The organism is Streptomyces orinoci (assembly GCF_003121295.1).
Lineage (GTDB): Bacteria > Actinomycetota > Actinomycetes > Streptomycetales > Streptomycetaceae > Streptomyces > Streptomyces orinoci.
On sequence record NZ_PHNC01000042.1, the window covers coordinates 23,237 to 45,402 of the forward strand.

Sequence of the window (22,166 nt, forward strand, 5' to 3'; positions counted from 1 at the left end):
CCAGGAACGAGATGCGTACGTGGTGCCCTCAGGCGCCGGATCAGCCCGCTGTGCCTACATGCAGTTCGGAGTCCTTCGTCAAGGATGGTCTACGGATGCGCTCCAGCGCGGCGGTGGCCTGGCGGGGTATGCGACAGCCTTCGCGATCAATCAGATGGCGCGCCGGTAGGCCAACTGGTGACGGTCATCATCCTTGTCTAGCTGGTGATCACGGGTTAGGGTCCCCACGGCACGTACCGGGGGCTCAGGCCAGGCGGGGGAATGGCGGACGATACCGGCGCGCCCAGGAAGGGCGCGGGCATGTGGGGACAGGCCGTCGCGGCCGTGGCGGTGGTAGCGGCGCTCTGTGTCGGCCTGTGGATGTTCGGGAAGACATCGTCCTCGGACAGTGACCTGCGGCCTGCCACATGCTCGGGCGGGGATTCCGAGAAGGCGCCAGGTGAGCCCGGGAAGGCGCCCCGGCACGTCTCCGGGGCGCAACTGTGCGAGGCGCTGAACCGGCCCGACCTCGCTGAACTGCTGGGCGCGCCGGGGAAGACCGCGAAGACCGCCGCTGGCAGCGCCGGCTCCGTCAAACTGGCCAACGGCGAGGAGATCGCCACTCCCTCGGCCCAGGTCGAGTTAGGGACCTACACCGTGGCGCTGTCGGCCTCCTACGACCGTCTTCCCGTGGCTGGGTCCACTGCGCTTGTGAGAGAGGGCACGCGGCAGCAGACGGTTCTGGGCCGCCCGGCGGTCTTTTACTCGGACCGCACCCTCAGCATCAGGTTCCGCCTCGATGGGAGCGATACCGGCAGTGGTCCCGGCGTCCCGGCCCGCGCCCTCACCGTGGCCCGGGAGGCCAAGGACAGCGGCGGCTCCTTCGAGGTGGTCCTGTGGCGCGCGGATGGCGAGGTGCCGGACGACGCGGTACTGCTCCGCGTCGCAGAGAAGGTATTGCCGACGGTCCCGGGATGGGCCGCGGCCAGCAGGTGACGGCCTCTGGCAGCCCCGGCATCCGGCGTTCTCGCCGGGCCAGGCTCACGGGCTGCCTGTCGGCAACTCCCTTGTCCGTCACGACCGATCGGAACCCACCGAGAGCGGCATCAACCCGATTCACCTCCGAGCGTGGCTGACTGGCGAACACTCGCTCGGCCTCTGCTGTGATCGCCGCACGGATCCGCTCCGCCTGCGCCTCGTCCACTCCCGGCCAGGCGAACTGATTGTTGCTGATACGGCCGACGTACAAGAGCGCCCCGTGCAGCCGCCGATGGGGCTCGGCCGGATCCAGATGCGGATCCTGCTTCTCCATCGCCTTCCGCAGCACCTGATCGGTCAGCTTGCCAAACGCAACCTGGCCCCAGTGCTCCTGCCGCGCCGCCAAGTCGACGTAATCACGGGGATCCAGGCGGGACTGCACGCTCTGGAGAGTCTGCACGGACAGGGTGGGCATGGAACTGATCCCGCAGCCCCTCCTGCACGTCAGCGCAATCCAGCAGTAGACGCTCTGGTTCTGGCGCCGGGTGCTGTTGATGAGAACAGCCAGATCACGCGTTCGCGTCGGCGATCTCCATGACGTGTTCGGCTGTTCCCAGCAGGACCGGTGTCACCGGCGCGCGGGCATCGCTCAGGCCGAGACAGGCGTACGGGACAGGGCGGTGCGCAGCGCGAAGACGCCGAGCAAGCTGCCTGACGCGAACCGCTGAGCAGTCATCACGCGGGGCCGGGCGGCCAGAAACCCCGACACCCGTGCTGCGCCCAGCATGATCAGAGCGTTCACTGAGATCCCCACGATGATCTGCACACCACCGAGCTGGAGCAGTTGAGCCCAGTCCGGGCCCGCCTGCGGATCCATGAACTGGGGCAGAAGAGCGGCGTACATGAGAGCGATCTTGGGGTTGAGCAGGTTGGTCAGGAGCCCCATCGAGAACAGGCGGATGTCAGAGACCGGAGGCAGGGCCTGGGCCGGGGCGAAGGGCGAGCGGCCACCAGGCTTGAGCATGGCCCAGGCCAGGTAGGCGAGGTAGACGGCCCCGGCGAGCTTGACCACCATGAACGCCAGCGGGACGGCGGCGAACAACGCGGACAGGCCCAAGGCCGCAGCCAGCAGGTAGCACAGGAATCCCACGGCAGTCCCGCTCAGGCTGACCAGGCCCGCCCTGCGGCCCTGGGTGATCGCGCGAGAGGCGAGGTGGATCATGTTCGGTCCCGGAGTCAGGGCCATGCCCAGTTCGACCAGGGCCACTCCCCCCACTGCGGCCAGACTGATCACCGGTCAACTCCTGATCGTTTGCCGGGTACCTGGTACCCGGAGTGGGGCGGCGCCCGGCTGCGACGGGCGGCTGCGACGCATCGGCAGTGCCTGCATCACCTGCCTCAGGATACGGTCCTGCCATTCGGTGTCTCCGTGCACCCTGACTCCAGCCGGTCGACGACATCAACGACTGCAGACGCATCGCCCACGATCGCATCGGCGATCTCCGCATGACCGGCCGGACAGGTTCCAGGGCCTGTTGGGAAAGTGCTGGCACTGTGCGGGGATATCGGTGTCTGATTGCCGCCAGCGGGGTCTGCCCCTACTGATCACACTGGCGGCATGACGATGTCATCCACTACAGACTCGGTTACTGTCCTCACTGGCATGTATGCGGCTGAGGCGGAGTACCTGGCGGCCGGAGGCCCTGGCGAGGCTTCATTCGACCTGCTCGCCCCCTTCTTCGCGCCGGATGTCGTGCTGCATCAGGCCGAGACTCTGCCCTATGGCGGCACCTGGCGTGAGCACTCGGGCATGACGCAGTTCTTCCTTGCAATGGGTGCCGTTTGGGAGTCATTCGACATGGTGGAGCAGGAGTTCCTCGCCACTGGCGAGACTGCGGTAGTACTCACCCAGGTCCATGCTCGTGCCCGTGCGACAGGCCGCGAACTCTCCTTTCCGATCCTGCAGACGATCACAGTCAAGGACGGGCGGATCACCGAGATCCGTCCGTTCTACTGGGACACACGGGTCATCGCCGACGCCTGCGCAGAGCCGAGGGCGGCCGGCTGACGCGGACGGTGAGTCCGCTGGTCGCAGCCACTCGTTGATGGCCGCGACCAGCACGGTTGCCTCATAGCGGACCGCGGGCTTGTCGTACCGTGTTGCCATTGCGCGGTGTCTTTTGAGGCGGTTAATCCCGCATTCCACTGCGTGACGCTGCTTGTAGTCTTCCCGGTCGAACTTCGGCGGCCTGCCTCCGCGGGAGCCGAGGTTCTTGCGGTTGCGGACCTGGTCCGTCTTCTCCGGAATAGTGCAGGAGATCCGACGTCTGCGCAGGTAGGCGCGGTTCGCGCGGGAACCGTAAGCCTTGTCGCCCCGGACCTTGTGGGGCCTGGTACGCGGCCGACCGGGCCCGGGGCGCGTAACCCGGATCTTCTCCAGGACCGGCCGAAGTAAGGGCTGTCGTGCCGGTGTCCGGCAGTGATGTGCAACGACAGCGGCTTCTGGCCCTGCTCGGTGGCGAGGTGGATTTCGTGGTCAGGCCGCCGCGGGAACGTCCCAGCCCGTGGTCGTCGGGCTCGGTATCGACGCCCCCGGGCGGTTCCTTCTGCAGGTCCCCTTTTTACGGGCTCCGGCGGCGTGCTGGTGAGCACGGCAGACGGTGGAGTCCACGCTGACGTCCCAGGTGATCAGACCTTTCACGTCAGCGTCGGCCTGCAGCTGTTCCAGGATCCGCTGCCACGTGCCATGGCGCTGCCGCCTGCGGAACAGGTCATACACGCGATCCCATGGGCCGTACCGTTCAGGCACGTCCCGCCACGGCGTTCCTGCCCGCGTCCGCCACCGTACCCGTCGATGAGCTGCCGCCTTGTCCATATCGGCGGCCTCCCCGGCTTCTTCCCCTTGGGCAACAGCAGCTCCAGCCTGGCCCACTGTGTGTCTGTCAGATCTCCACGCGCCACAGCGCCCGATCATCACCGAGCGAGATCCACTTTTGCAACAGACCCTGGAGCGGTTCTTCTTCCTCGACGATGACGGCCGCGATCTGATCGCGCTGCGTCGTACGGGCGCGCACCGACTGGGCATGGCAATGCAGATCTGAGCTCCAGGTCGACGGCGTGCTGTTCGAGGGTGGTGATGCGGGCCTTCCGGCCGGTGGCTTCCGGGCGGGTGGACTGTGCGCCGCGGGATGCCGTAGGCCGCTCGATCGTGCAGATCGCATAGATGTAAATGCCATTAGTCTTGCTGTGGTGAACTTAAACAAACACCTCACCGGTGCACTGGCCCGGCTGCGTCTGGTGACCAGACCCAGGGCGGCACTGGTAACGCTATCGATTCTGGGTACGGCACTCGTCGTGGCGCCAGGAGTTTCCCCCGCCGCCGCGGCGCCGTTGCGGCAGACGTCCATCATCACCAACAACATCCAGGGCGAGGGCGACGGGAAGGCCAGCAAGTGGACCTCGCAGGTCGAGAACTACGCCAGGGACGCCGAGATCGTCCTGATCCAGGAAGCCGGGCCCCAGGGCCCGAGCCACGGCACCCAACAGCCGGACGTCACCACCGCGGACGGTGACACCGTCCGGCACTCGACCTGGCAACCGTTCACCAGCCGGGTGCAGCCCAGCCCGTACCACGTCTTCTTCATCCAGACCGACGACAACGGCGGCCGGGGCCAAGGCGGCCGGGTGAACCTGGCGACCATCACCCATAACCAGCCCGACGAGGTACGCGTCGTCACCAACCCGATCGCGCGGGGCCGGGCCGCGCTGGGCGTCCGGTTCGGAGACGACTGGTACTTCAACGTGCACGGCCTGTCGGGCGGCGGCGGTGACTCCAACACCCTGCTGACGGCGATCCGCGACTCCGTCCGCTCCTGGGGCGCGCAGTACCGCTGGACGGCCGGCGGCGATTTCAACGTCGACCCGGAGACGCTGCAACACCGCGGCACCTTCCCGGTCGGCGCCCACGTCTACAACTCCGGAGAGAGCACCCACCAGACCGGCGGCGAGCTGGACTACTTCGTCAGTTCCGACGACAACGCCGGCGACGCCACCGCGAGCCGTATGCCCGGAGGCAGCAGCGACCACTACCCCGTGTGGTGGGGCGGCATGCGGGCGGCGGCGGAACCGCCGGAGCTGAAGGTGATGCCGCTGGGCGACTCGACCATCGGCACCGCCGAGAAGATAGGCTACGGCGCCACCCTGGCCGGCTCGCTCTATGCCCTGATCTCGCTCGTCTCCAAAAAGCGGGACGTGCCGGTGGACTTCGTCGGCTCCGGCTCCACGGGGAAGGGGGCCCCCGCCTACGAGGGCGCTCCCGGCGAGCAGATCAGCGCCATCGCCAAGCGGTCCACGACCGCCCTGCCGAAGTACCGGCCCAACATCGTGACGCTGCAGGCCGGCACGTACGACATGCGGGACGGCAAGCAGGACGGCGCCGCGCAGCGGCTGAAGGACCTGGTCGACCAGATCCAGAAGGACAACCCGGGCACGGTCGTGGCACTCGCCACCCTGGGTCCCGCGACCGACCCCGCCGTCCAGGCCCGGATCACCGCCTACAACGCCGAGATTCGCAAGATGGTCGGCGCCTGGCAGAGCGCGGGACGGCACGTCGTCCTGGCCGACACCGACGCCATGACCACCGCGGACCTGTCCGGTGACGGACTGACACCGAACGACTCCGGCAACAAGAAGATCGCCAAGGCGTTCGAGGACGCCATCCGCTGGGCCCTCGTCATGGACTGGGTCGCGGAACCACAAGCCGGCGACAGCGGCACCGACGACGGCTTCGGCCAGCAGATCGCGGTGGCCGCCTACACCAGCCCCGTCGGTGATCCCAAGGCGTGGGACCGGATGATCGGTGCCTCCTCGGACAAGATGAGCGTGCTGGTCGCCAACGTCCTCAACGGCCCCGGCTCCGAGCGCGTCGAGGAATGGCGCAAGGTCATCGACCGGGCGCATGCCTCCGGCAAGCGGGTCCTGGGATACGTGGACACCGGCTACTTCGGCCGGGCGGACAACCGCCGCACCCGGCTCGGCTCGCTCGACCCGGCCGACTGGGTCGCCCAGATCGAGCAGGACGTCAACACCTGGTACAAGCTCTACGGCTCCAGCATCGACGGCATCTTCTTCGACGACGGCTTCAACGAGTGCGGCGCGAACAACGAGTTCCCCGCCCTGTACAGCGAGGTCAACGACTACGTCAAGGGCATGCACCGCGGTGCGCTGACGGTGTTGAATCCCGGCACCATCGTGCCCCAGTGCTACGAGGGCAGCGCCGACATCCTGCTGACCTACGAAGGCAGCTACGCCGGCTACTTCGGCAAGGCCGACAATCCCGAGCTGAACTACAAGCCACTGGGTTGGACGCCCAAGAGCTCCTCGGAGATCTGGCACATCATCTACGACGTCCCCGCCGACGGCATCGACCGCACGGCCAAGGCCTCCAGGGAACGCGGCGCCGGATACATACAGATCACCGACGACGTCATGCCCAACCCCTATGACCAGCAGCCCAGCACCGACTACCTGACCACACTGCAGGCCGCCGTCCCCGGGGGCACGCCCAGGGCGGCGACCAAGGACTATCCCCGCCCCGAAGGCCCCGCCCCCGCGGCCCCCGGCGCCCTGCAGGCCACCAGCACCGACTACAGCTCCACCACCATCGACTGGCAACCGGTCGCCGACGCCACCCACTACGTGGTCCGCGTCAACGGCGACATCGCGGCGGTCCTGCCCCCCTCCATGCACAAGACGACCCTGGGCGGTCTGGAACCCGGCGGCACCTCCTACACCCTGTCCGTCAACGCGCAGAACTCCAACGGCCAGGAATCGGCTGCCAGCAACAGCGTCACGGTCAAGACCAAGTCCCTGCCCGGCGGCCGAACCGTCGGCAACGTCAAGTTCAAGGCCACAGCGGACTCCACCACCGTGTCAGCGGACTTCTACGTCCCCTACTCCTTCCGCCGCATCTACATCTGGCCGGACGACGGCTGGAACCACGACACCAGACTTCCGTGCTGGCCCATCAACTACAACCAATGGGGCTACGTCTGCGCCGCGTACATGCTGGAGAACAACACCCTGATGGCCTACACCGGCACCCACGGCGAATGGTCCTGGTCATCGCCCCTGGGAAGTGCGACGCCCACCGTCGACGGCTACACCTACACCTGGACACTCCCGATCGGAAACGCCAAGGCCCCGACCAACCACCTGGTGATCCAGGCGGAGGGCTACGGGCCGCGTGCCGAGGTCTTCACGCCCTGCCCCACAACCGCCGGAGGCCCGGACGGCAACGGCCGCTACTGCGCCGGATAACCTGATCGACCCCCACACACGGAAAGAGGCGGTCGGCGCCCTGGAAACCCCGGGCGCGACCGCCTCGGCCATTCCACCCGCCTCCCCGGATCGCCGACCGCCTTGGCATACCGACTGACGGCAGGCACGTTTGGCTCTGCCCCGACGACCAGGACCCGCCAAGGCCCCGACCGACCGGGTCAGCACGCTCGCGCTGACGGGACCATGACCGTTCTCACCGGGATTTCCTGTACCCCAACTACTCACGCCCGGAGAGGCCCGCGAGTTCGCGGAAACTGAAGGTTCTTCGGCATGAACCCGAGGGTGGATTGACCTGATTCTGGGAGGATGAACCCGTGGGTTCGTGGTCAACTCGCTGGGCCGGTCTCGGCGGCCGGCACCAGGTCGGCACCGAGCGGGCACGAAGTCGGACCGGGGTCCAGCCGTTGGCGTACGCCGCCGGAGACGCAGCCGTCACGAGTGCGTCCGGCGGGGTCAGGAGCGAACAAATCCCTTTGGGTCGGCGAGGTAGCGGTCGAGGTCCGCGTCTTCGTGGAGCGCGTAGAACTCGTCGTGAATCTGCCATGCCGGGCCGAGTTCGGCGCGAAGGCGGCCGAGCGCTTGGCGTACCGCCTCGTTGAAGTCGTGGCACTCCGCTTCCCGCCACGGCCCCGGGTCCGAGGGGGAATCCCAGTTCAACGACGTATCGTAGCGAGCTATCAGCCTGCGCAGGCGTGATGGCCTCGATCCACCGGCGGCTGTCACTTGGCCGTACCCAGACGCGGGAGACGTCATAGGGGTCGTAGTGGACCTCCCACAGGTCCTGCTTGGCCGTTATGCCGGAGGGTTGCCGCCGTAGCCGGTTGAGTTCGGGGCTGTCGTGGTGCGGTAGTTGACCTTGATGCCGTAGTCGTTGACGGCCCTCCAGACGGCGGGCAGCAGTTCGATGTAATCCTCCGCCGACAGGGCAACGGGCAAGTATCCGGCGCGGGCGACAGCAAGGGCGTACGACTCGTTCGGTGAGAGCGTCCGCCCCGGCAGGTAGGGGTGCGCAACCCCTCGTGAGGGCGCCGCTCGGTGGTACGGGGGCCCGGGGATAGGCGAGCGAGCTCATCAGGACCGCGGCCGGAATTGGGGGTGAGCCGCGCGCTTGCCCTGGCAGCCGTGTGATCGATGGGCAACCATTCCTGCGATCTGGTGGTCATGTCCGTGCCGCCCGCGTACCGGGTGGGCATTGTCATCCCGGCCTCGGGACGTTCCTGAGGCGCTGGAACGTGGGGGGAACGCTTTCATGCATCACCGCACCGCCGTGGCGGGTTTCGCCGGGGCTCTCGCTCTGTCTGCGCTCGTGATTCCGGGGGCTGCCCAGGCAGATGAGGTCTCGGGCGATATCAGGATTACGAAGGTGGTCGTCAACGGAGGCAAGGACATCGTCCTGGGGACCACGGATGTGAAGACGTTCACCATCGCGGTGACCGCAACGGACGACTCGGGAATCCTGGTTGGAAGGACCTTCCCGGTCCTGTGGCGCACGGCCCTGCCGAACGGCGACTCCTACGGTCTCCTGATGCCCGACGACATCGTGGGCAAGTGCGTGCGCCAGAGCTTCACCACGACCACCTGCACCTACACGATGGAAATGAACCCGCGCATCCATCCCCAGGACAACACCACGGCCGGGACCTGGAACGTGAGAGCCAGCGCCCTGGCCAACGACGGTGATTACATCACCAAGGATCCCGCCGCGACGGCAAAGGTCCTGCGCAACTCCCGACTGACGGTCCATGTGTCACCGGAACCGGTGAAGAAGAACAAGACGATCACCGTCACGGGCGCCCTGACCCGCGCCAGCTGGCAGACCTACAAATACGAGGGCTACGCCAAGCAGCCGGTGCAGCTTCAGTTCAAGAAGAAGGGCACCAGCACCTACAAGACCCTCAAGACCATCACAACGGACAGCAAGGGCAACCTGAGGACGACAATGAAGGCCACGGCGGACGGCTACTTCCGCTATTCCTTCGCCGGCACGTCCACTACCCCGGCGGTTGCCTCCACAGCGGTCTACGTCGGCGTGAAGTAACTCGCAGAGGGTCTTCACCCCTCCAGCAAGCGCAGAAGGCTCAGACCGGAGGCCTTTCGGTCTGAGCGTTCTTGGCATCCGGCAGGAGATCACTCTGCCGGTCCGCTCCGAGTGCCCGGTGCGGACTGCGGCCATACGGTCAAAAGTGCCGTACGACAGGACGCGGCACGGCGGCCCTCTGCCCGATCGCACGTCGCACCGGGCCGCCACCCCCGCACGCGGGGAGGAAAATCCAGGTGCCCCTCTCAACAGGCCGGTCTCCCGGGTCGCCGGGTCACCTGGCCTCACGTCTTCCAGGAGCCCACGACTCCTGACGCCTCCCTGCAGGCTGCTGCGCTCAGCTCCCCACGAAGATCGGCAGTCGGGGCTGATGGAAGTAGCCGACTCGCCTGGCGTCGGCGATGGCGGCCGCGGCCGGGCTGTCGGCGTCGGCGGGGATGTGCGGGTAGACGCAGTCGACCAGGTCGTACTCCTGGGCGTCGTCGCAGCCGGCGCCGAGCACGCAGACCGGGCGGCAGTATCCGCCGGCCTCGGTCCACACCGCCGGCCAGTCGGGGTGCTGCTCGGTCACGTGCACATCGCAGTGCCGGCACTGGACCTTCTGCTCCTTGCCCGTTAGCTTCCCGGCCGGGCGGGCCTGGGCGGCATCGAGGACGTGGCCGACGCACTGCAGGGACTCGCCCCCGAGGCGCGAACGTTCGCACACCGGCCCGTGCTCGCTCTCCACGCTAACCAGCACGCCCGGCCAGTGCGGATGCCGGTCGGTCACCGGCGCACCGCAGTCGGCGCATTTGCGGGCGGTCAGGCCGTGCGCCCGGAACGAGAGTGAAAAGATCCCAGGACCGTGCAGTCGGAACTCCGCGGGCCCGAGGCCAGCGCTTACAAGCAGTGCGAGACCCTTGAACTCGAAGACCTCCCGGCATCGCCCTTGTCCTCGGAGTCGGTGTGATCAGTGATGGGCGTCCAACTCACCGAGCAGCGACGGGTTGACGATGCGGATGATGGCTTCGACGTCGCCCCGCCTCGCAGCGGGCCACAGCTCAGCGCGCGCGGAGCGGTACTTCGCTGCCAGGCGATCCCGCTTGTCGGCGGGAAGCTGCGCCGCCCGGTCAGGATGGGAGTTGTGTGCATTGTCCGCGATCTTTACAAGTGTTGCCTGAGGATCAGCGGTGATACGGCGGATCTTCTCGTCGTATGTCATCCCCGCCTGGTTGGTCACCGCCACGACGATCTCAACGACCCGGTCAGGCACGCCCCTCTGGCGCAGACGCTCAGCGGTCCAGGCAGTGTCTTCCAAAAGGTCGTGCAACAGGCCCGCCATGACAAGCTCGTCGCCGAACGGGCTCAGCCCGGCGGCCACTTCCCGGACATGCTCGATGTACGGGACTCCGATCTTGTCGATCTGCCCGGCATGCGCGCCGTCAGCCAGAATCTCGACCTCACGGACAGAGATCACTTTCACTCCTTCGTCAGTCTTTTGTAGCGCGGCATTAGCAACCCTGCTGCGGCCGGTATTGCGCCGTGAGGCGGCGCCGTGCTTTCGCAGGACCTCGCCGATGGCGGGGTCCTGGCCGTCCAGGACGGACCATTCGTTGTTGGTGGGGGCTACGTTCCAGTTCGGGGCGAGTGCTTCCTGCGGGTCCCAGGAGGTCACGCGGAACAGCCCTGCCAGGTCCTGCGGTTTACGGGTGGAGGCGTATCGGCCGCACATGCGGTCACCCTACGGCCGGCCCGGCTTTCCGGGCCGAGTCCTTCCCGGCCGGCCCTGTCGGTAGGGACTGGGATGCTCGCGGAGGACCCAAGCGGGCGCCGGCCGGGGTTGCGGCCCCTGGCAGTGCCACTGAACGCGCGGGCAACCATCGGGCCCGGCAACCCCTCTTATGCGGTGACAAAAAGGGGGGTGGCGCAATGAACCGCACGCGAACGGTCATGATCCTGGCTGCAACCGGTGCGCTGCTATTGACGAGTGGCGTCACCGCGGCCGCGGACGGCGGCGACAACACACATGCGCAGGTCACCGGGGGAGACTTCCTACGGCCCGGAGAACTGGTGGACGTCCGGGTGGAGGACATCACGGGCGACGAGGCGGAGGTCTCCTCTCCGGCCTTTGACCACCCGGTACGGCTGACCGGACGGCCCCTTGAGGGCATCCATGGCCGGGTGCCGATCGCGATGAGGACCAAGCCCGGGTCGTACCCGCTCACCGCCAGCGTGGGAGGCCGGGTGGTGGCCAAGGCGCGGCTGGGTGTGACGGAGGCCCAGCGGCCGGTCTTCCATGTGACCACCCCGGATGATGTGATCCGCCCGGGCGAGCAGTTGGGCATCTCCTTCGATGACCTGTACCCGGGCGAGACCGGTTCCTCCTTCTCGGTGACCTCCCCGGCCTTCCCCTCCCCGATACGGCTGACGCACGACGCCAACGGCAGCGACTGGAACAACCCCCGGCTGTTCGAGGCCCTGGTGACCGTGCCGCGTACCGCCAAGGACGGCACCTACACGGTCACCCTCAACGGCCCGCACGGCCGAGCCATCGACCAGAAGCCACTGAAGATCGCGGCCGCGCGGCCCGGTGACAACGACTACCTGGGCAAGGTCCAGGGTCCGGCCTTCTTCGGCCCGTCGGACAGCCCCGAACAGGCCCGTGCCCAGCGCACGGTGGGCGCCGGCGGAACCGTCCAGGTGCTCTGGCACGACGCCAACCCCGACCCCGGCGAGGAGGATCAGCTGACCGCGACCTCACCCGCCTTCGAACACCCGGTGCGGCTGAAGCGGGACGACAGCAAGGCCGGTGACGGCGATGACCCGCGCTACTTCGCACCCGCACGGATCCGCCGGGACGCGAGCCAGGGCAGCTACCCCGTCACCGTGATCAGCCACCACGGCCGGATCAAGCGAACCGAGCACCTTCAGATCACAGCCGCCCCGGGCGGCGGCGATTCCTCGGATTCCTCCGGTTCCGCCATGCTGACCACCACGGCCGGGGTGGGGGCCGCAGCAGTGGCCGCGCTCGGCGGCGCGGTGCTATGGCGGCGACGGCGCACAGCCGGTAAGTGACGCAACCGCATCTTCTCCGAACTACGCCTGAGTAGATGCCCAGATGCCCCTCACCGCCCGAGAGGTCGCCGAGCGGCTGAGCCTCGCCACTGGCCGCATCGTCGACGAGCTTCTGGCCGCAGGGGGCCCTGGCAGCCGTCGGGCAAATTCAGCACGGATACACATACGTGCAGCTCACCGTGTTACCAGTGTGCCATTCTCCGCGGGCGATTAGCTGATTCGCGGAGTCCTGGGTGCGGATATCGAACCCGTCGATAAACAAGTTCTCCAGACCCTTGGCGTTGCATTGGATGAACTTTTCCCTGCGGAAGTTCAGAACCTTATCGGGCGTCTCGTTCCCGTTGGCCTTTGGTGGTTCCACGATCCATTCAGCGGAGTTTCCCACCAGGCGCTGTCCCCGCGGAGCATGCACCGTGTACGAGAAAGTGGGGTCAGGGCCAGGGCCGGGGTGACGTGTCATGTAGACCCACCCTGTCTCGCCACTCTTCCCCGCAAGAATGAAGCAGTGCACGGACTCGTTTGGCGAAATAGGGAAGTTGTCTATCTTCGCCCATTTTTCTGGAAACCATTCCCAGACTGCGTAGTCCTGCCGCGTTAGTTCCCCGAAGCAGCTCTTGAACTCCACCACCGTGCCAGCTTGGAGCACGTCAGGGCTACCGTAGCCGTCTATTCCGACCCAGCTGAAGAGGTGCTCGGTTTCGCATTCAACGGGTCCGCTGCAAGGGGGTCCGACGTCGACCGGTGTGACCCAGGAGCCGGCGACCCAGGTGATGTTGCCACCCGGGTCCTTTGCGGCCGCGCCGCACCAAAAGGGCCGCCGACTCCGCCCCCTCCAGGCTCCGTTGGTCTATATGGGTGAGTCTGAAGACCCAATGGCTGAAATGTCGGCTCTATATATCTGTGCGGCCTTCTGGGTATTTTCGCCCATGCGTTGCGCAGCTCGTCATCTTCGGCGAACGCGGGCGGAAATCCGTACTCGGCCAATTCATTCTTGCTGGCTTCGAGCGGGCTAAATTCCTCGGGCGGGTGTCGATGCGTCTCTACTGTGACGCCGCCCGGCAACTCTGTGACCGGCATGTCGACTCCTTGGGAATCTCTCCGCCGTGCATCGCAGTTTCACTGACCTGCGACTGACTGGATCAGCGTGTATGTGAACCAGCAACATTCTAGGATATATCCACCTACCGCAGTATCTATCATAGCCAAAGGGTCAGGCCATGGCGAGGGTCGGCCGTTTCTTCCTTATTCAAGCGTCTGGGGAGAGTTTCAGGGGTGCTCGTTGGCAAGCTCTTAGGGTCGGACCTTCGAACGCGCTCAGAACACCCTTGAAGGGGTCAGCTGCTGAGGTCTGTGAGTCCCCCGCAGGTCCCCGTCAGCCAGGGCCTGAACTTGGTAGCCTTCAGGCCCTGTTGAGTGGAAGAACTCCTGGTGGCCCAGGTAGTACGCCTCGAAGTCCAGCGGCAGCGGCAGCGGCCCATCCAGCGGCTGTGGCTGTTTGGAGGCTGGAGTGCCTGGCTCCAGGAGGTGCTCGTGGTTGGTCATCGTGTCCCTGTCGCGTGCCGGGGGCCTTGGAGCGACCCGGCCGGGGCAGTTCAGAGCCGGCCGACTCTGGTCTCCACGATGGCGAGTTGTGCGCCCGCTCACTCACGCAACCCCCGAAAAAAATCACTCCATGATCATGTGCGAGCACGCAACGTTGTCGGCAGGGAAGGCGAGCTGCCCGGCAGGAGGCCGCCTGGCCTGCATAATCGGCCGTCTCACCACGGGCGAGACCAGAAGTCCCTGACCCGCAAGTGGCCTTTGTCACAGGCCAGTTGGGTTCGCTGCCCCAACTGCCTGCACAGCACACCGCCGCATCATCGGTCCGGCCCCGCGGCTTCACGCCCCACGGTGGTCACCGGTTCGGACGTTCGGCTGCCAGCAGCCCCCAGGCTCCGGCATGCTCAGCGCTCCCAGCACGCTGGACGAAACGGAGGAAGAAATGGACTGGGAGACGGAAGAGTTCGGCGCGGCTCACCAGGGCCGGGCCGGCGCGGTCCTGGCCGACGGCAGCGAACCCAAGCCCGTCTACCTCGACACGGGCAGCGGCGGTTCCATGCACGCCTCGACCAACTGGTGGCTCTACGACGGAACTTTCGGCACCCCGAAGGCCACCCACCTGCGCGGCATCTGCTCATGCGGCTGGCGCGGCACCCACCTCATCCCAGTCAACTGGACGCTGGCCGCTGACGGGCCGGAGACCACCGACACCTCCGCCGTCCACGATGACTGGGTACACCACATCGCCGACGTCCAGCAGCAGACGGTCCCGCTGCCCACCGGACTGCCCGACCTGCTCGAGCAGCTGGACGCCAAGCTCACCGGCCTGGCCGTCGAAGCGCCACTGGCCGCGCTCAGGGCACTCTCCGTTCTCGAGCGCACCGTTGCACGGACCGGGCACACGGCCATCACCTGCACCCAGGCAGACGGCACATCCGACGAGCAGCTGGCACGGGCCCTGGGCGTGACAGAGAAGGACGCCGAAAAGATCGTCTCCCGCTACCTGTTCACCCGACGGTGACCCAACACCACTGCGTCAACGACCGCTCAGGTGACGCGCCGGACCATAACGAGGCCGGGGCCGGTTTCCCGGGCCGGGTTCTTCCCGGCCAGCCCTGCCTTACCACAAGGGGCTGACCGGGGCGATGGACCACCGCTCGCACAGCGCGCCGACGGCCGGGAGCAGCCGGGCTCGCCCGGTGACCAGCGCGCTGATCGCCGCCACAAGGTTCCACGGCTCCCGCCCGTCCCGGAGCACCTTGCCGGACGGGGCCTTCCCACCCTCCCCGGAAGGTCGCCGAAGTCGGTCTTGTGGTCCCCGTAACCACCGACGGGGACTTCCACCGCTTGTTTGGTAACCATCACTCCTCCCAGGGGCGAGCCGGACCCCTCTCAAGTCTGCTCGCGCCGATGCCCGTTCTCCACTCCGGCCGTGGTTCGGGATCTTCATGGCCGGGCGACCGCTCATAGTCAGTAGCACTACCGCCGGCGCTTCGGACGTCCCTGCTGTGCCGCCACTGCTCCATGACCGTCTGGAAGGTTTCGCTCCCATGCAGCTGAGCTGCGGTTTCTGGGACATCAGGCCACCGCCCCTGCGAGTTCCTGGGCCCGGTGGCGGGCGCACACGCTGCGGCTCGGCAGAGGAGTACGGACCGCCCGGGCCCCAGCGGCTGGCCGGTCTCCTCGCACACCGTACGGATACCCATGAGCCGCTGGCCCAGGGACTGACCGGTCTGCCCTCGCAGAGCCCACTGCCAGACAAAAAAAGGCGTCGGCCACGGCCCAGTTGAGCACCCAGAAAACATCGCTCATATCGGTGCCAAGTATCTTCGCCACCGTCTCGATGACCGTCCACACCGGCGAGAACCTCACCAAACTGGCCTGATACGCCGTCGCGATCCCGGCCGCGATGCTGATCTCAATCAAGGTCGCGGACGCCGGCCCGCTACGGGACGGGGCTGGCGGCGGCCGGGGTGCCTGGGTGTACCGGGTGCAGTATGGGCCGGGGTGGGCGTCACGCCTGGCGTTCAGGCCACATGGTCCTCGCAGTTGACCGGCGCGTCGATGATGCGGGAGGCGTGGGTTTTGCGCAGGGAGAGGGTGAGGGCGGCGGCGAGGAGGTAGGCGGTGCCGTCGACGGCCAGGGCCAGGCGGACGCCGTCGCGAGGGGTGGTGGCGGCCGCGATCAGACCTCCCAGCAGAGCCACGGCCACCGAACTGCCCATCTGCCGCGCGGTGTTGTTCAGGCCGGAGGCCAGCCCTGCGGCGTCGGCCGGGGCGGCGGCGACCGCGGCGGCGACGAGGGCGGACATGCCGACGCCCACCCCGGCCCCGCAGGTCAGGAGTGCCACCGTCATGACTGGCCGGTTACCGAGAGACGCGGCGACGCACCAGGTCGAGGCCGCGGCTAGTGCGCATCCGACGGCCGTGACGATCCGGCTGCCCCAGCGTTTCTGGAGGGTGCCCGAGAACGGGCTGGCCAGCCCGTGGGCCACGAAGAGCGGGACGATGGAGAGTCCGGCGGCGGTGGCCGAGCCGACGGCGATCTGCACCATATAGGCGCTGATGAGGAAGAGCAGCCCCATCGTGCCGAAACTCACCAGCGCGGCGGCCAGGTTGGTGGCGGCGAACCGGTGGGAGCGGAAGAGGTGCAGGGGTACCAGCGGGGCGGTGGAGCGGGACTCGACCAGGACGAAGGCCCCGGCCAGGAGCGGCGCCAGGGTGAGGAGGAGCAGGGGGAGCGGGCGGGTCCAGCCGGAGCCGGCGCCCGTGGTGATGCCCCAGGTGAGGGAGGCGAGCGCGGCGGCGGCCAGGAGCTGCCCCCGCCAGTCCAGGGGGCGTCGGGGGCCGTACGACTCGCGGAGCGTCCGCGGGCCCAGGGCGAGGCCGAGTAGTGCGACGGGGGCGTGCAGCCAGAAGACCCAACGCCAGCCGAGGCCGTCGACGATCACGCCGCCGAGCACGGGCCCGACGGCCAGGGAGATGCCCGCGACCGCCGCCCACCAGCCGATGACCCGGGGCCGGTCCTCGGCGGCGAACCAGTCGAGCAGCACCGCGAGCGAGGTGACCAGAACGCAGGCCGCCGCGACGCCTTGACCTGCACGCAGTGCGATGAGCCAGCCGATGCCCGGCACCAGGGTGCAGCCAGCGGAGGTCGCGGCGAAGAGAGCGAGGCCGGTGAGATACGTACGCTTCCTGCCGAGCCGGTCGCCCAGGACACCAAGGCCCAGCAGGCTGGCCGCGAAGGTAACGAGATAGGCATCGACGACCCAGGTCACGGTGGTGGTGGGAGCGGAAAACTCCGATTTCACCGCTCCCAGCGCCACATTGACAAGGGTGGAGTCCAGCTGGGTCATAAACATGCCCGCGCAGGCGACGCCCAGTATCGCGCGACCGCGGGCCGGGCTTCCGGTTGCCATGGGTCCCCTCACACTCGACAAGAGTGGTGGGCCTCAGGCTTCCGGTCAAGATCGGATATCGGGCCATGCATGTCCGAAATCGGCCCTTGGATGCCTCGAAGGATTCTGAATAGGCTGGCCCTCAATTCACGTGTCATATGCGTGACGGAGGGGAGAGAGACGGCGCGTTCCGCCGTCCATCTCAACTTGCCTCCGGCGCCGACCTTTTCGTTCGCCATTTTCTGTCGCAACGAATGCGATAAGGACTGCCCATTAATCCGCGCACAGACACGTCCGCTGCCGGCGCACGGCAGCCAGCGGGGAGGCAAAGTGAGTACGACAACCGAGACGACCGGGACGTCCGAGCGGCAGGTCGCGCATATCTATAATGCGGCGGTCGCCGCGTCCGCGATCAGTGCGGCCTGGGACATCGGCCTACTCGACGAACTGCGTGACCAGGGGACCGTCGACGCCGAAGAGTACGCGGACCGGCGCGATCTCGACGCCGATTCCACCGTGGGGCTGCTGCGTGCCCTCGCCTCGGTGGACATCGTGCGGCGGGACGGCGCACGCGCCGAACCCGCGGCACTCTTCGACGAGGTGTACCGCACGCGCTCGTTCTTCCACTGGCTGATGCGTGGCAGCGGCGGTCTGTTCCGGGAGGCCCCCGAGGCCATGCGGAACGAGAACCGATCCGGCTCCTTTTACCAGCGGGATTCCGCCGCGATCGCCCGCGCATGCCGTGAGATCAGCAAGTTCTGCTACGACCCGTGGTTCCACCGGGCCGTCAACGGCCTGGACTTCCCGCTCACCACGGTGGCGGACCTCGGGTGCGGGAGCGGCGAGCGGATCATGCAGGTGTTGCGGCAGTTCCCGGAAGCCCGGGGAATAGGGATCGACGTGGCCGAACCGGCGCTGGCGGACGCGACCGAGGACGCGGCCCGGGCCGGGCTCTCGGACCGGCTCTTATTCCTTCACGCGGACGTTCTGGAAATGGCGGCCCACCCCTCGTTCGCAGAAGTCCAGCTCGTCACCTGCTTCATGATGGGACACGACTTCTGGCCACGGGAAAACTGCATTCGCCAACTGCGGAGGATCCGGGCCCTGTTCCCCGCGGTACGGCGCTTGATCCTCGGCGACGCCACCCGGTCCGTCGGCACCCCCGACCGCGAACTTCGCACCTTCACACTCGGGTTCGAGCTCGCACATGACCTGATGGGAACCTTCATCCCCACGGTGACGGACTGGGAGTCCGTATTCGAAGAGGGGGGCTGGACACTGCGCTGGAAACACATGATCGACATCGCCGTCGGAGAGGTCGTCTTCGAACTCGACCCGGCGTGACGTTCGGGCCCGTTAGGCACTCGCCGCCGGAGTAGTACCGGATCACGGCCTCGTGAGCGTGCCGCGCTGTGCAACTAGATGTGGTGTTTCGGGACGTTGGTTACACGAAGTCCTCGAACGTGAGCTGTTGAGGGATGTCCACGAGTGGTTCGGGGGCCTGGTCGAAGACGAGCCGGTAGTCGCTCCCGGCGGTCCGGCTGATGGGTGGTCGGCCGCCGAGCGCGGCGTGCGGCCGATCATGGTTGTAGTAGTTCACGAACTCGGCGAGCGCAACGCGTCGTTCGTGCTCGGACGTGTAGTCGCGGACATACGCCCACTGGCGAGCCAGGGTCCCGTTATAGCGCTCGACCTTCCCATTCGTGCGCGGGGTGTAGGGCCGGGTGCGCTTGTGCTTCGTTCCGGTCGCGGCGAGCGCGTTGGCCCAGGTCGTGGAGCGATAGCAGGAGCCGTTGTCGGTGAGGCAGCGGCGGATCTCGGTGATGTCGTGGGCGGCGAAGAAGGCGACGGCGCGGTGCCAGACCGCGACCGCAGTGGCGGCTTTCTCGTCGTCCAGAGCCTCGGTGTAGGCGAGCCGGGAGTAGTCGTCGAGTGCCGAGTGCAGGTACGTGTACCCGACCTTGCCGCTCCTGGCCTTGGCCTCATCCGAAGTGGACAGAGAGCGCAGTTTCTGGTCATCGGGTCCGTGGGAGCAGGCCCCGGTCGACACCATCAGGGCCAGCGAGAGCAACGCCCCGCATGCCCGTCCGCCGCGCCATTGCCGCCTGCGTATCCTGCGCTGATCGAGTCCTGTCACAGCCGCCCCCCATAGGATCCGTTCTTCTTCCTGCACCAGTTACGTAGTCCCGTCCTCTGCACGTCACTTGCCACCGGTGTCCGCGAGGCCGGCAGCCCGCACCCACGCGGGGCCACCGCCCAGTGCAAGGACAAGACCTGCTCCTGCAGCGCCCGGTTCAGCGGCACCTGCCCCACCACCGCGGCGGGCGCCCGCTACTGGTACAGGTAGGAGCCGGACGTCACCCTGCCGGTCCCGCCCAGCTGCCCGGTGTGGCGTGCGGCCGTACGGTCACAGATGCCGCATCGACAGGACGCGCGGCATGGCGGCCCTCTGCCCCGATTCGCACGTCGCACAGGGCCGCCGCACCTCCTCACCCCCGCACCAATGGCGCCTCCTGTGGCGGCAGCACCGGGTGACCGAGCTGATCCACCTCCGTGCCCGAGGGATATCGGGCACACGGCGAGGACGCGGCGACCTCCAGGCCAGCCGGATACCACTCCAGCGCAACCGTGTCCTCACTGTCGGCCGGCTTGAGCTTCAGCCACAGACTGTCTCCCTCGTTGCGGTACTCGGCCGTTCGCCAGCCCCTGCGCGTCATGACCGTCCGCACCCGTTGCAGCGCGCCTTCGGCCTGGGCCCGGGTGACGCCCTTCAGCCCCCAGGCAGCCCGCACATCCACCACGCCCGGCGCGCTCGTCGGTGAATCCCGCAACCCCTCCGGCCAATGCCGCATTCCGCGCGGCTGGCAGTCGTAGCCGCTGGCTTCGAACTCGCGCCCCGGCCAGCCGCCGTCCACTGCGGCACGGGGCAGCCCCAGCACCTCATACACGGCCTGCGTCCGGGCATCCAGCCGCCGGGCCGCCGCCACCGGGTCTGCCACCGGGTACGGCTCGCCGTCCCACCACCGGTGAACGACCTGGCCCGTGACGAGGGTAAGGCTCACCGCTGCGGCCATGGCCAGGCTGGTCATAATGAGCGGGCGTATCCGGCGCCACGCCAACCCCGTGTGTCGCTGCGTCATATGCCGATCCTGCGGCGGCCACCCGTCAGCGCGCGTGAGTGCGCGTACTCAGCCGGTACTCAGTACCACCCAGCCGACGACCCGCACCGTCAACCCGGCGCCTGCCACCACACCCCAGCAGGGCACGCGCGACCCCCGCCCGGGTGACATCACCCATCACCAGCTAGAACACCGGGTATCGCCCCCGGCCTGTTCTTCTCTCTCACCTGGCAACGAGCAGCCGCCACTGCCGCCGTATGCTGCGCCGCCACCCTCACCATCACTGCGGCCGCCCCAACCTCCACCGCTCACACCGTGTATGACGCCGCACCGGCTCTCGCTGGCCCGGGCCCTCCGCGGGTACCCACCGCCTCCCAGGCTCTGAAGGAACTGCAGGTGCTGCCAGTCGCCGCCCCACGCCCCATGACCGGCTACAGCCGGGCCAAATTCCCGCACTGGGCCATCCAGCACGGCACCTGCGACACCCGCGAGACCGTGCTCGCCCGGGCCGGGCAGGACGTCAAGCAAGACGCCAAGTGCCGGGCTGTCTCCGGCCACTGGCACTCGCCCTACGACAACCTGACGCTCACCTCAGCCTCGCAGGTGGACATCGACCATCTTGTCCCCCTGGCCAACGCCTGGCGCTCGGGAGCCGACCAGTGGACCACTGCCACTCGCAAAGCCTTCGCCAACGACCTGAACCAGCCACAGCTTCTGGCGGTCTCAGCCGCCTCCAACAGGGCCAAGGGCGACCAGTCGCCGGACCAGTGGATGCCGAAGAACCACGACTACTGTCACCACCGTCCTCCACGCCTGCCACCCATGAACGAGCTCCCCCAGCTTGCCAGCCAGGTGACGGCGGGGCCGGGCGGGGTGATGACTGACGAGGTCGGTGTGATCACCGGCGACCTCACCGTGACCACAACCACCCGCCCCGACGGCCGCGCCGACATCACCGTGGAGTACACCGGTGCCGAGGAGCGCTATGTGATGACCGGCAGCCCCTCCCCCATGCCTGCGGGCGGGCTGTCCGACCTGCACGCCACGGTGCTGGACCGTGTCCGCGTCGGCCAAGCAGCCACTGCGCCGGGGTAAGTCGACCGCTCAAGCCGGTCAGCTGAGACGGCCTCCTTGGTGGCGCTCGTCCCTGGGGGCTTGGTTGACGCCGAGCAGGTGCCGCGCCAGTTCCTACGGGTGCGGCATGGCGGCCGGGTTTCTTCGCCGAGGATCAGCGCACGGTGACGCGGTAGGTGACCGTGTTCTGGAGGGTGGGCGAGTAGCAGCCGGTGTTCTTGTGCGTGCCGCAGTAGTTGGTGAAGACGATACGGGCAGTGCCGGGCTTGGCGCCCTGGAAGGTGAAGTACAGGGTGTAGCCTCCGCCTACGGCGTGCTTGTTCCCCGAGGTGTCCTCGGTACTGGTCCCCACCGCTTTGAGGTATCCAGCAGGTTGGGGATCGGAGGCACTCCACTCCAGGCGGGCTGAGGCGTTCTCGAGCATGGCGATGGAGAAGCGCTTGCCGTGCTCGAGAACGATGGGCCCTTCGGTGCGGTTTTGGGGCGCCGGGTGGTCGGGATCGTTGGTGAAGAGCCGGTCGCGGTGGACGGTACCGAGCAACTGGCTCTTCACCGAGGTGCCGCCGTCACTGTCGCAGCTGGTCAGTGCCAGCAGTACGGTCGCGCAAACAAGGAGCCGGAATGGGGTGGGTACGGATCGCATGGGGG

Annotated in this window: 18 protein-coding genes and 3 pseudogenes; 8 read left to right on the forward strand and 13 right to left on the reverse strand. The window is 67.5% G+C overall.

Features of this window, described 5'->3' with window-relative positions:
* Positions 1-261 precede the first annotated feature (261 nt).
* Positions 262-975: a DUF6215 domain-containing protein gene (locus tag CV755_RS33155; RefSeq protein ID WP_109284575.1), complete on the forward strand. Its 714-nt coding sequence runs from the start codon at positions 262-264 to the stop codon at positions 973-975.
* 631 nt (positions 976-1,606) lie between these two features.
* Here CV755_RS33155 and CV755_RS33160 read toward each other — a convergent pair.
* A complete protein-coding gene (locus tag CV755_RS33160; RefSeq protein ID WP_109284577.1) occupies positions 1,607-2,251 on the reverse strand; it encodes a LysE family translocator in 645 nt (214 codons plus the stop codon).
* A 324-nt stretch (positions 2,252-2,575) separates the two neighbouring features.
* On the opposite strand from CV755_RS33160, the gene CV755_RS33165 reads away from it, so the two are divergent.
* A complete protein-coding gene (locus CV755_RS33165) occupies positions 2,576-3,025 on the forward strand; it encodes a nuclear transport factor 2 family protein (RefSeq protein WP_161968790.1) in 450 nt (149 codons plus the stop codon).
* A gap of 6 nt (positions 3,026-3,031) precedes the next feature.
* Here CV755_RS33165 and CV755_RS33170 read toward each other — a convergent pair.
* Together CV755_RS33170 and CV755_RS36840 are read right to left on the reverse strand one after the other, a co-directional pair.
* A pseudogene (locus CV755_RS33170) lies at positions 3,032-3,918 on the reverse strand (IS5 family transposase); the annotation flags it as partial.
* Positions 3,900-4,031, reverse strand: coding sequence for a hypothetical protein (locus CV755_RS36840; RefSeq protein ID WP_277751892.1), 132 nt, complete (start codon positions 4,029-4,031; stop codon positions 3,900-3,902). The gene CV755_RS36840 and the pseudogene CV755_RS33170, both read right to left, overlap by 19 nt.
* 175 nt (positions 4,032-4,206) lie before the next feature.
* Here CV755_RS36840 and CV755_RS33175 point away from each other — a divergent pair, with 175 nt between their 5' ends.
* A complete protein-coding gene (locus CV755_RS33175; RefSeq protein ID WP_153068787.1) occupies positions 4,207-7,275 on the forward strand; it encodes a spherulation-specific family 4 protein in 3,069 nt (1,022 codons plus the stop codon).
* Between the two features lie 474 nt (positions 7,276-7,749).
* On the opposite strand, the gene CV755_RS33180 is transcribed toward CV755_RS33175, so the two are convergent.
* A complete protein-coding gene (locus tag CV755_RS33180) occupies positions 7,750-7,953 on the reverse strand; it encodes a hypothetical protein (RefSeq protein WP_241561569.1) in 204 nt (67 codons plus the stop codon).
* A 592-nt stretch (positions 7,954-8,545) separates the two neighbouring features.
* Between CV755_RS33180 and CV755_RS33185 the strand changes: the two genes are divergently transcribed.
* On the forward strand, positions 8,546-9,334 hold the full coding sequence (locus CV755_RS33185; RefSeq protein ID WP_109284580.1) for a calcium-binding protein: 789 nt from the start codon (positions 8,546-8,548) through the stop codon (positions 9,332-9,334).
* Between the two features lie 337 nt (positions 9,335-9,671).
* Here CV755_RS33185 and CV755_RS33190 read toward each other — a convergent pair whose 3' ends face one another.
* From CV755_RS33190 to CV755_RS37015, 3 genes and pseudogenes are all read right to left on the reverse strand, one after another.
* Positions 9,672-10,103 (reverse strand): hypothetical protein, encoded by a 432-nt coding sequence (locus tag CV755_RS33190; RefSeq protein WP_109284582.1) that lies wholly within the window; start codon positions 10,101-10,103, stop codon positions 9,672-9,674.
* Between the two features lie 180 nt (positions 10,104-10,283).
* Entirely contained in the window at positions 10,284-10,790 is a 507-nt protein-coding gene (locus tag CV755_RS33195) for an HD domain-containing protein (protein WP_109284584.1), read from the reverse strand.
* Positions 10,791-10,916: 126 nt separating this feature from the next.
* Positions 10,917-11,045, reverse strand: a pseudogene (locus CV755_RS37015) (SOS response-associated peptidase family protein); the annotation flags it as partial.
* 218 nt (positions 11,046-11,263) lie between these two features.
* Between CV755_RS37015 and CV755_RS33200 the strand changes: the two are divergent.
* Positions 11,264-12,388 (forward strand): hypothetical protein, encoded by a 1,125-nt coding sequence (locus tag CV755_RS33200; protein ID WP_109284586.1) that lies wholly within the window; start codon positions 11,264-11,266, stop codon positions 12,386-12,388.
* A gap of 148 nt (positions 12,389-12,536) precedes the next feature.
* Here CV755_RS33200 and CV755_RS33205 read toward each other — a convergent pair.
* Positions 12,537-13,187 (reverse strand): annotated as a pseudogene (locus CV755_RS33205) (G1 family glutamic endopeptidase); the annotation flags it as partial.
* Positions 13,188-14,369: 1,182 nt separating this feature from the next.
* Between CV755_RS33205 and CV755_RS33215 the strand changes: the two are divergent.
* Positions 14,370-14,948, forward strand: a complete 579-nt coding sequence (locus tag CV755_RS33215; protein ID WP_109284592.1) for a hypothetical protein — start codon at positions 14,370-14,372, stop codon at positions 14,946-14,948.
* Between the two features lie 340 nt (positions 14,949-15,288).
* Here CV755_RS33215 and CV755_RS37315 read toward each other — a convergent pair whose 3' ends face one another.
* Positions 15,289-15,732 carry an RDD family protein gene (locus tag CV755_RS37315; protein WP_109284594.1) on the reverse strand — a complete coding sequence of 148 codons (444 nt, stop codon included), beginning with the start codon at positions 15,730-15,732 and terminating at the stop codon, positions 15,289-15,291.
* Positions 15,733-15,954: 222 nt separating this feature from the next.
* Positions 15,955-17,346 carry an MFS transporter gene (locus CV755_RS33230; RefSeq protein ID WP_109284596.1) on the reverse strand — a complete coding sequence of 464 codons (1,392 nt, stop codon included), beginning with the start codon at positions 17,344-17,346 and terminating at the stop codon, positions 15,955-15,957.
* A gap of 141 nt (positions 17,347-17,487) precedes the next feature.
* Here CV755_RS33230 and CV755_RS33235 point away from each other — a divergent pair, with 141 nt between their 5' ends.
* Complete coding sequence (locus CV755_RS33235) at positions 17,488-18,669, forward strand: class I SAM-dependent methyltransferase (protein WP_241561549.1); 1,182 nt, start codon at positions 17,488-17,490, stop codon at positions 18,667-18,669.
* A gap of 100 nt (positions 18,670-18,769) precedes the next feature.
* On the opposite strand, the gene CV755_RS33240 is transcribed toward CV755_RS33235, so the two are convergent.
* Positions 18,770-19,462 (reverse strand): integrase core domain-containing protein, encoded by a 693-nt coding sequence (locus tag CV755_RS33240; RefSeq protein WP_153068788.1) that lies wholly within the window; start codon positions 19,460-19,462, stop codon positions 18,770-18,772.
* Positions 19,463-19,814: 352 nt separating this feature from the next.
* Positions 19,815-20,414, reverse strand: coding sequence for a hypothetical protein (locus tag CV755_RS33250; protein ID WP_153068789.1), 600 nt, complete (start codon positions 20,412-20,414; stop codon positions 19,815-19,817).
* A gap of 426 nt (positions 20,415-20,840) precedes the next feature.
* Here CV755_RS33250 and CV755_RS36845 point away from each other — a divergent pair, with 426 nt between their 5' ends.
* Positions 20,841-21,539: an HNH endonuclease family protein gene (locus CV755_RS36845; RefSeq protein WP_422070632.1), complete on the forward strand. Its 699-nt coding sequence runs from the start codon at positions 20,841-20,843 to the stop codon at positions 21,537-21,539.
* Between the two features lie 133 nt (positions 21,540-21,672).
* On the opposite strand, the gene CV755_RS34855 is transcribed toward CV755_RS36845, so the two are convergent.
* On the reverse strand, positions 21,673-22,161 hold the full coding sequence (locus CV755_RS34855; RefSeq protein WP_161968791.1) for a protease inhibitor I42 family protein: 489 nt from the start codon (positions 22,159-22,161) through the stop codon (positions 21,673-21,675).
* Between the last annotated feature and the right edge of the window lie 5 nt (positions 22,162-22,166).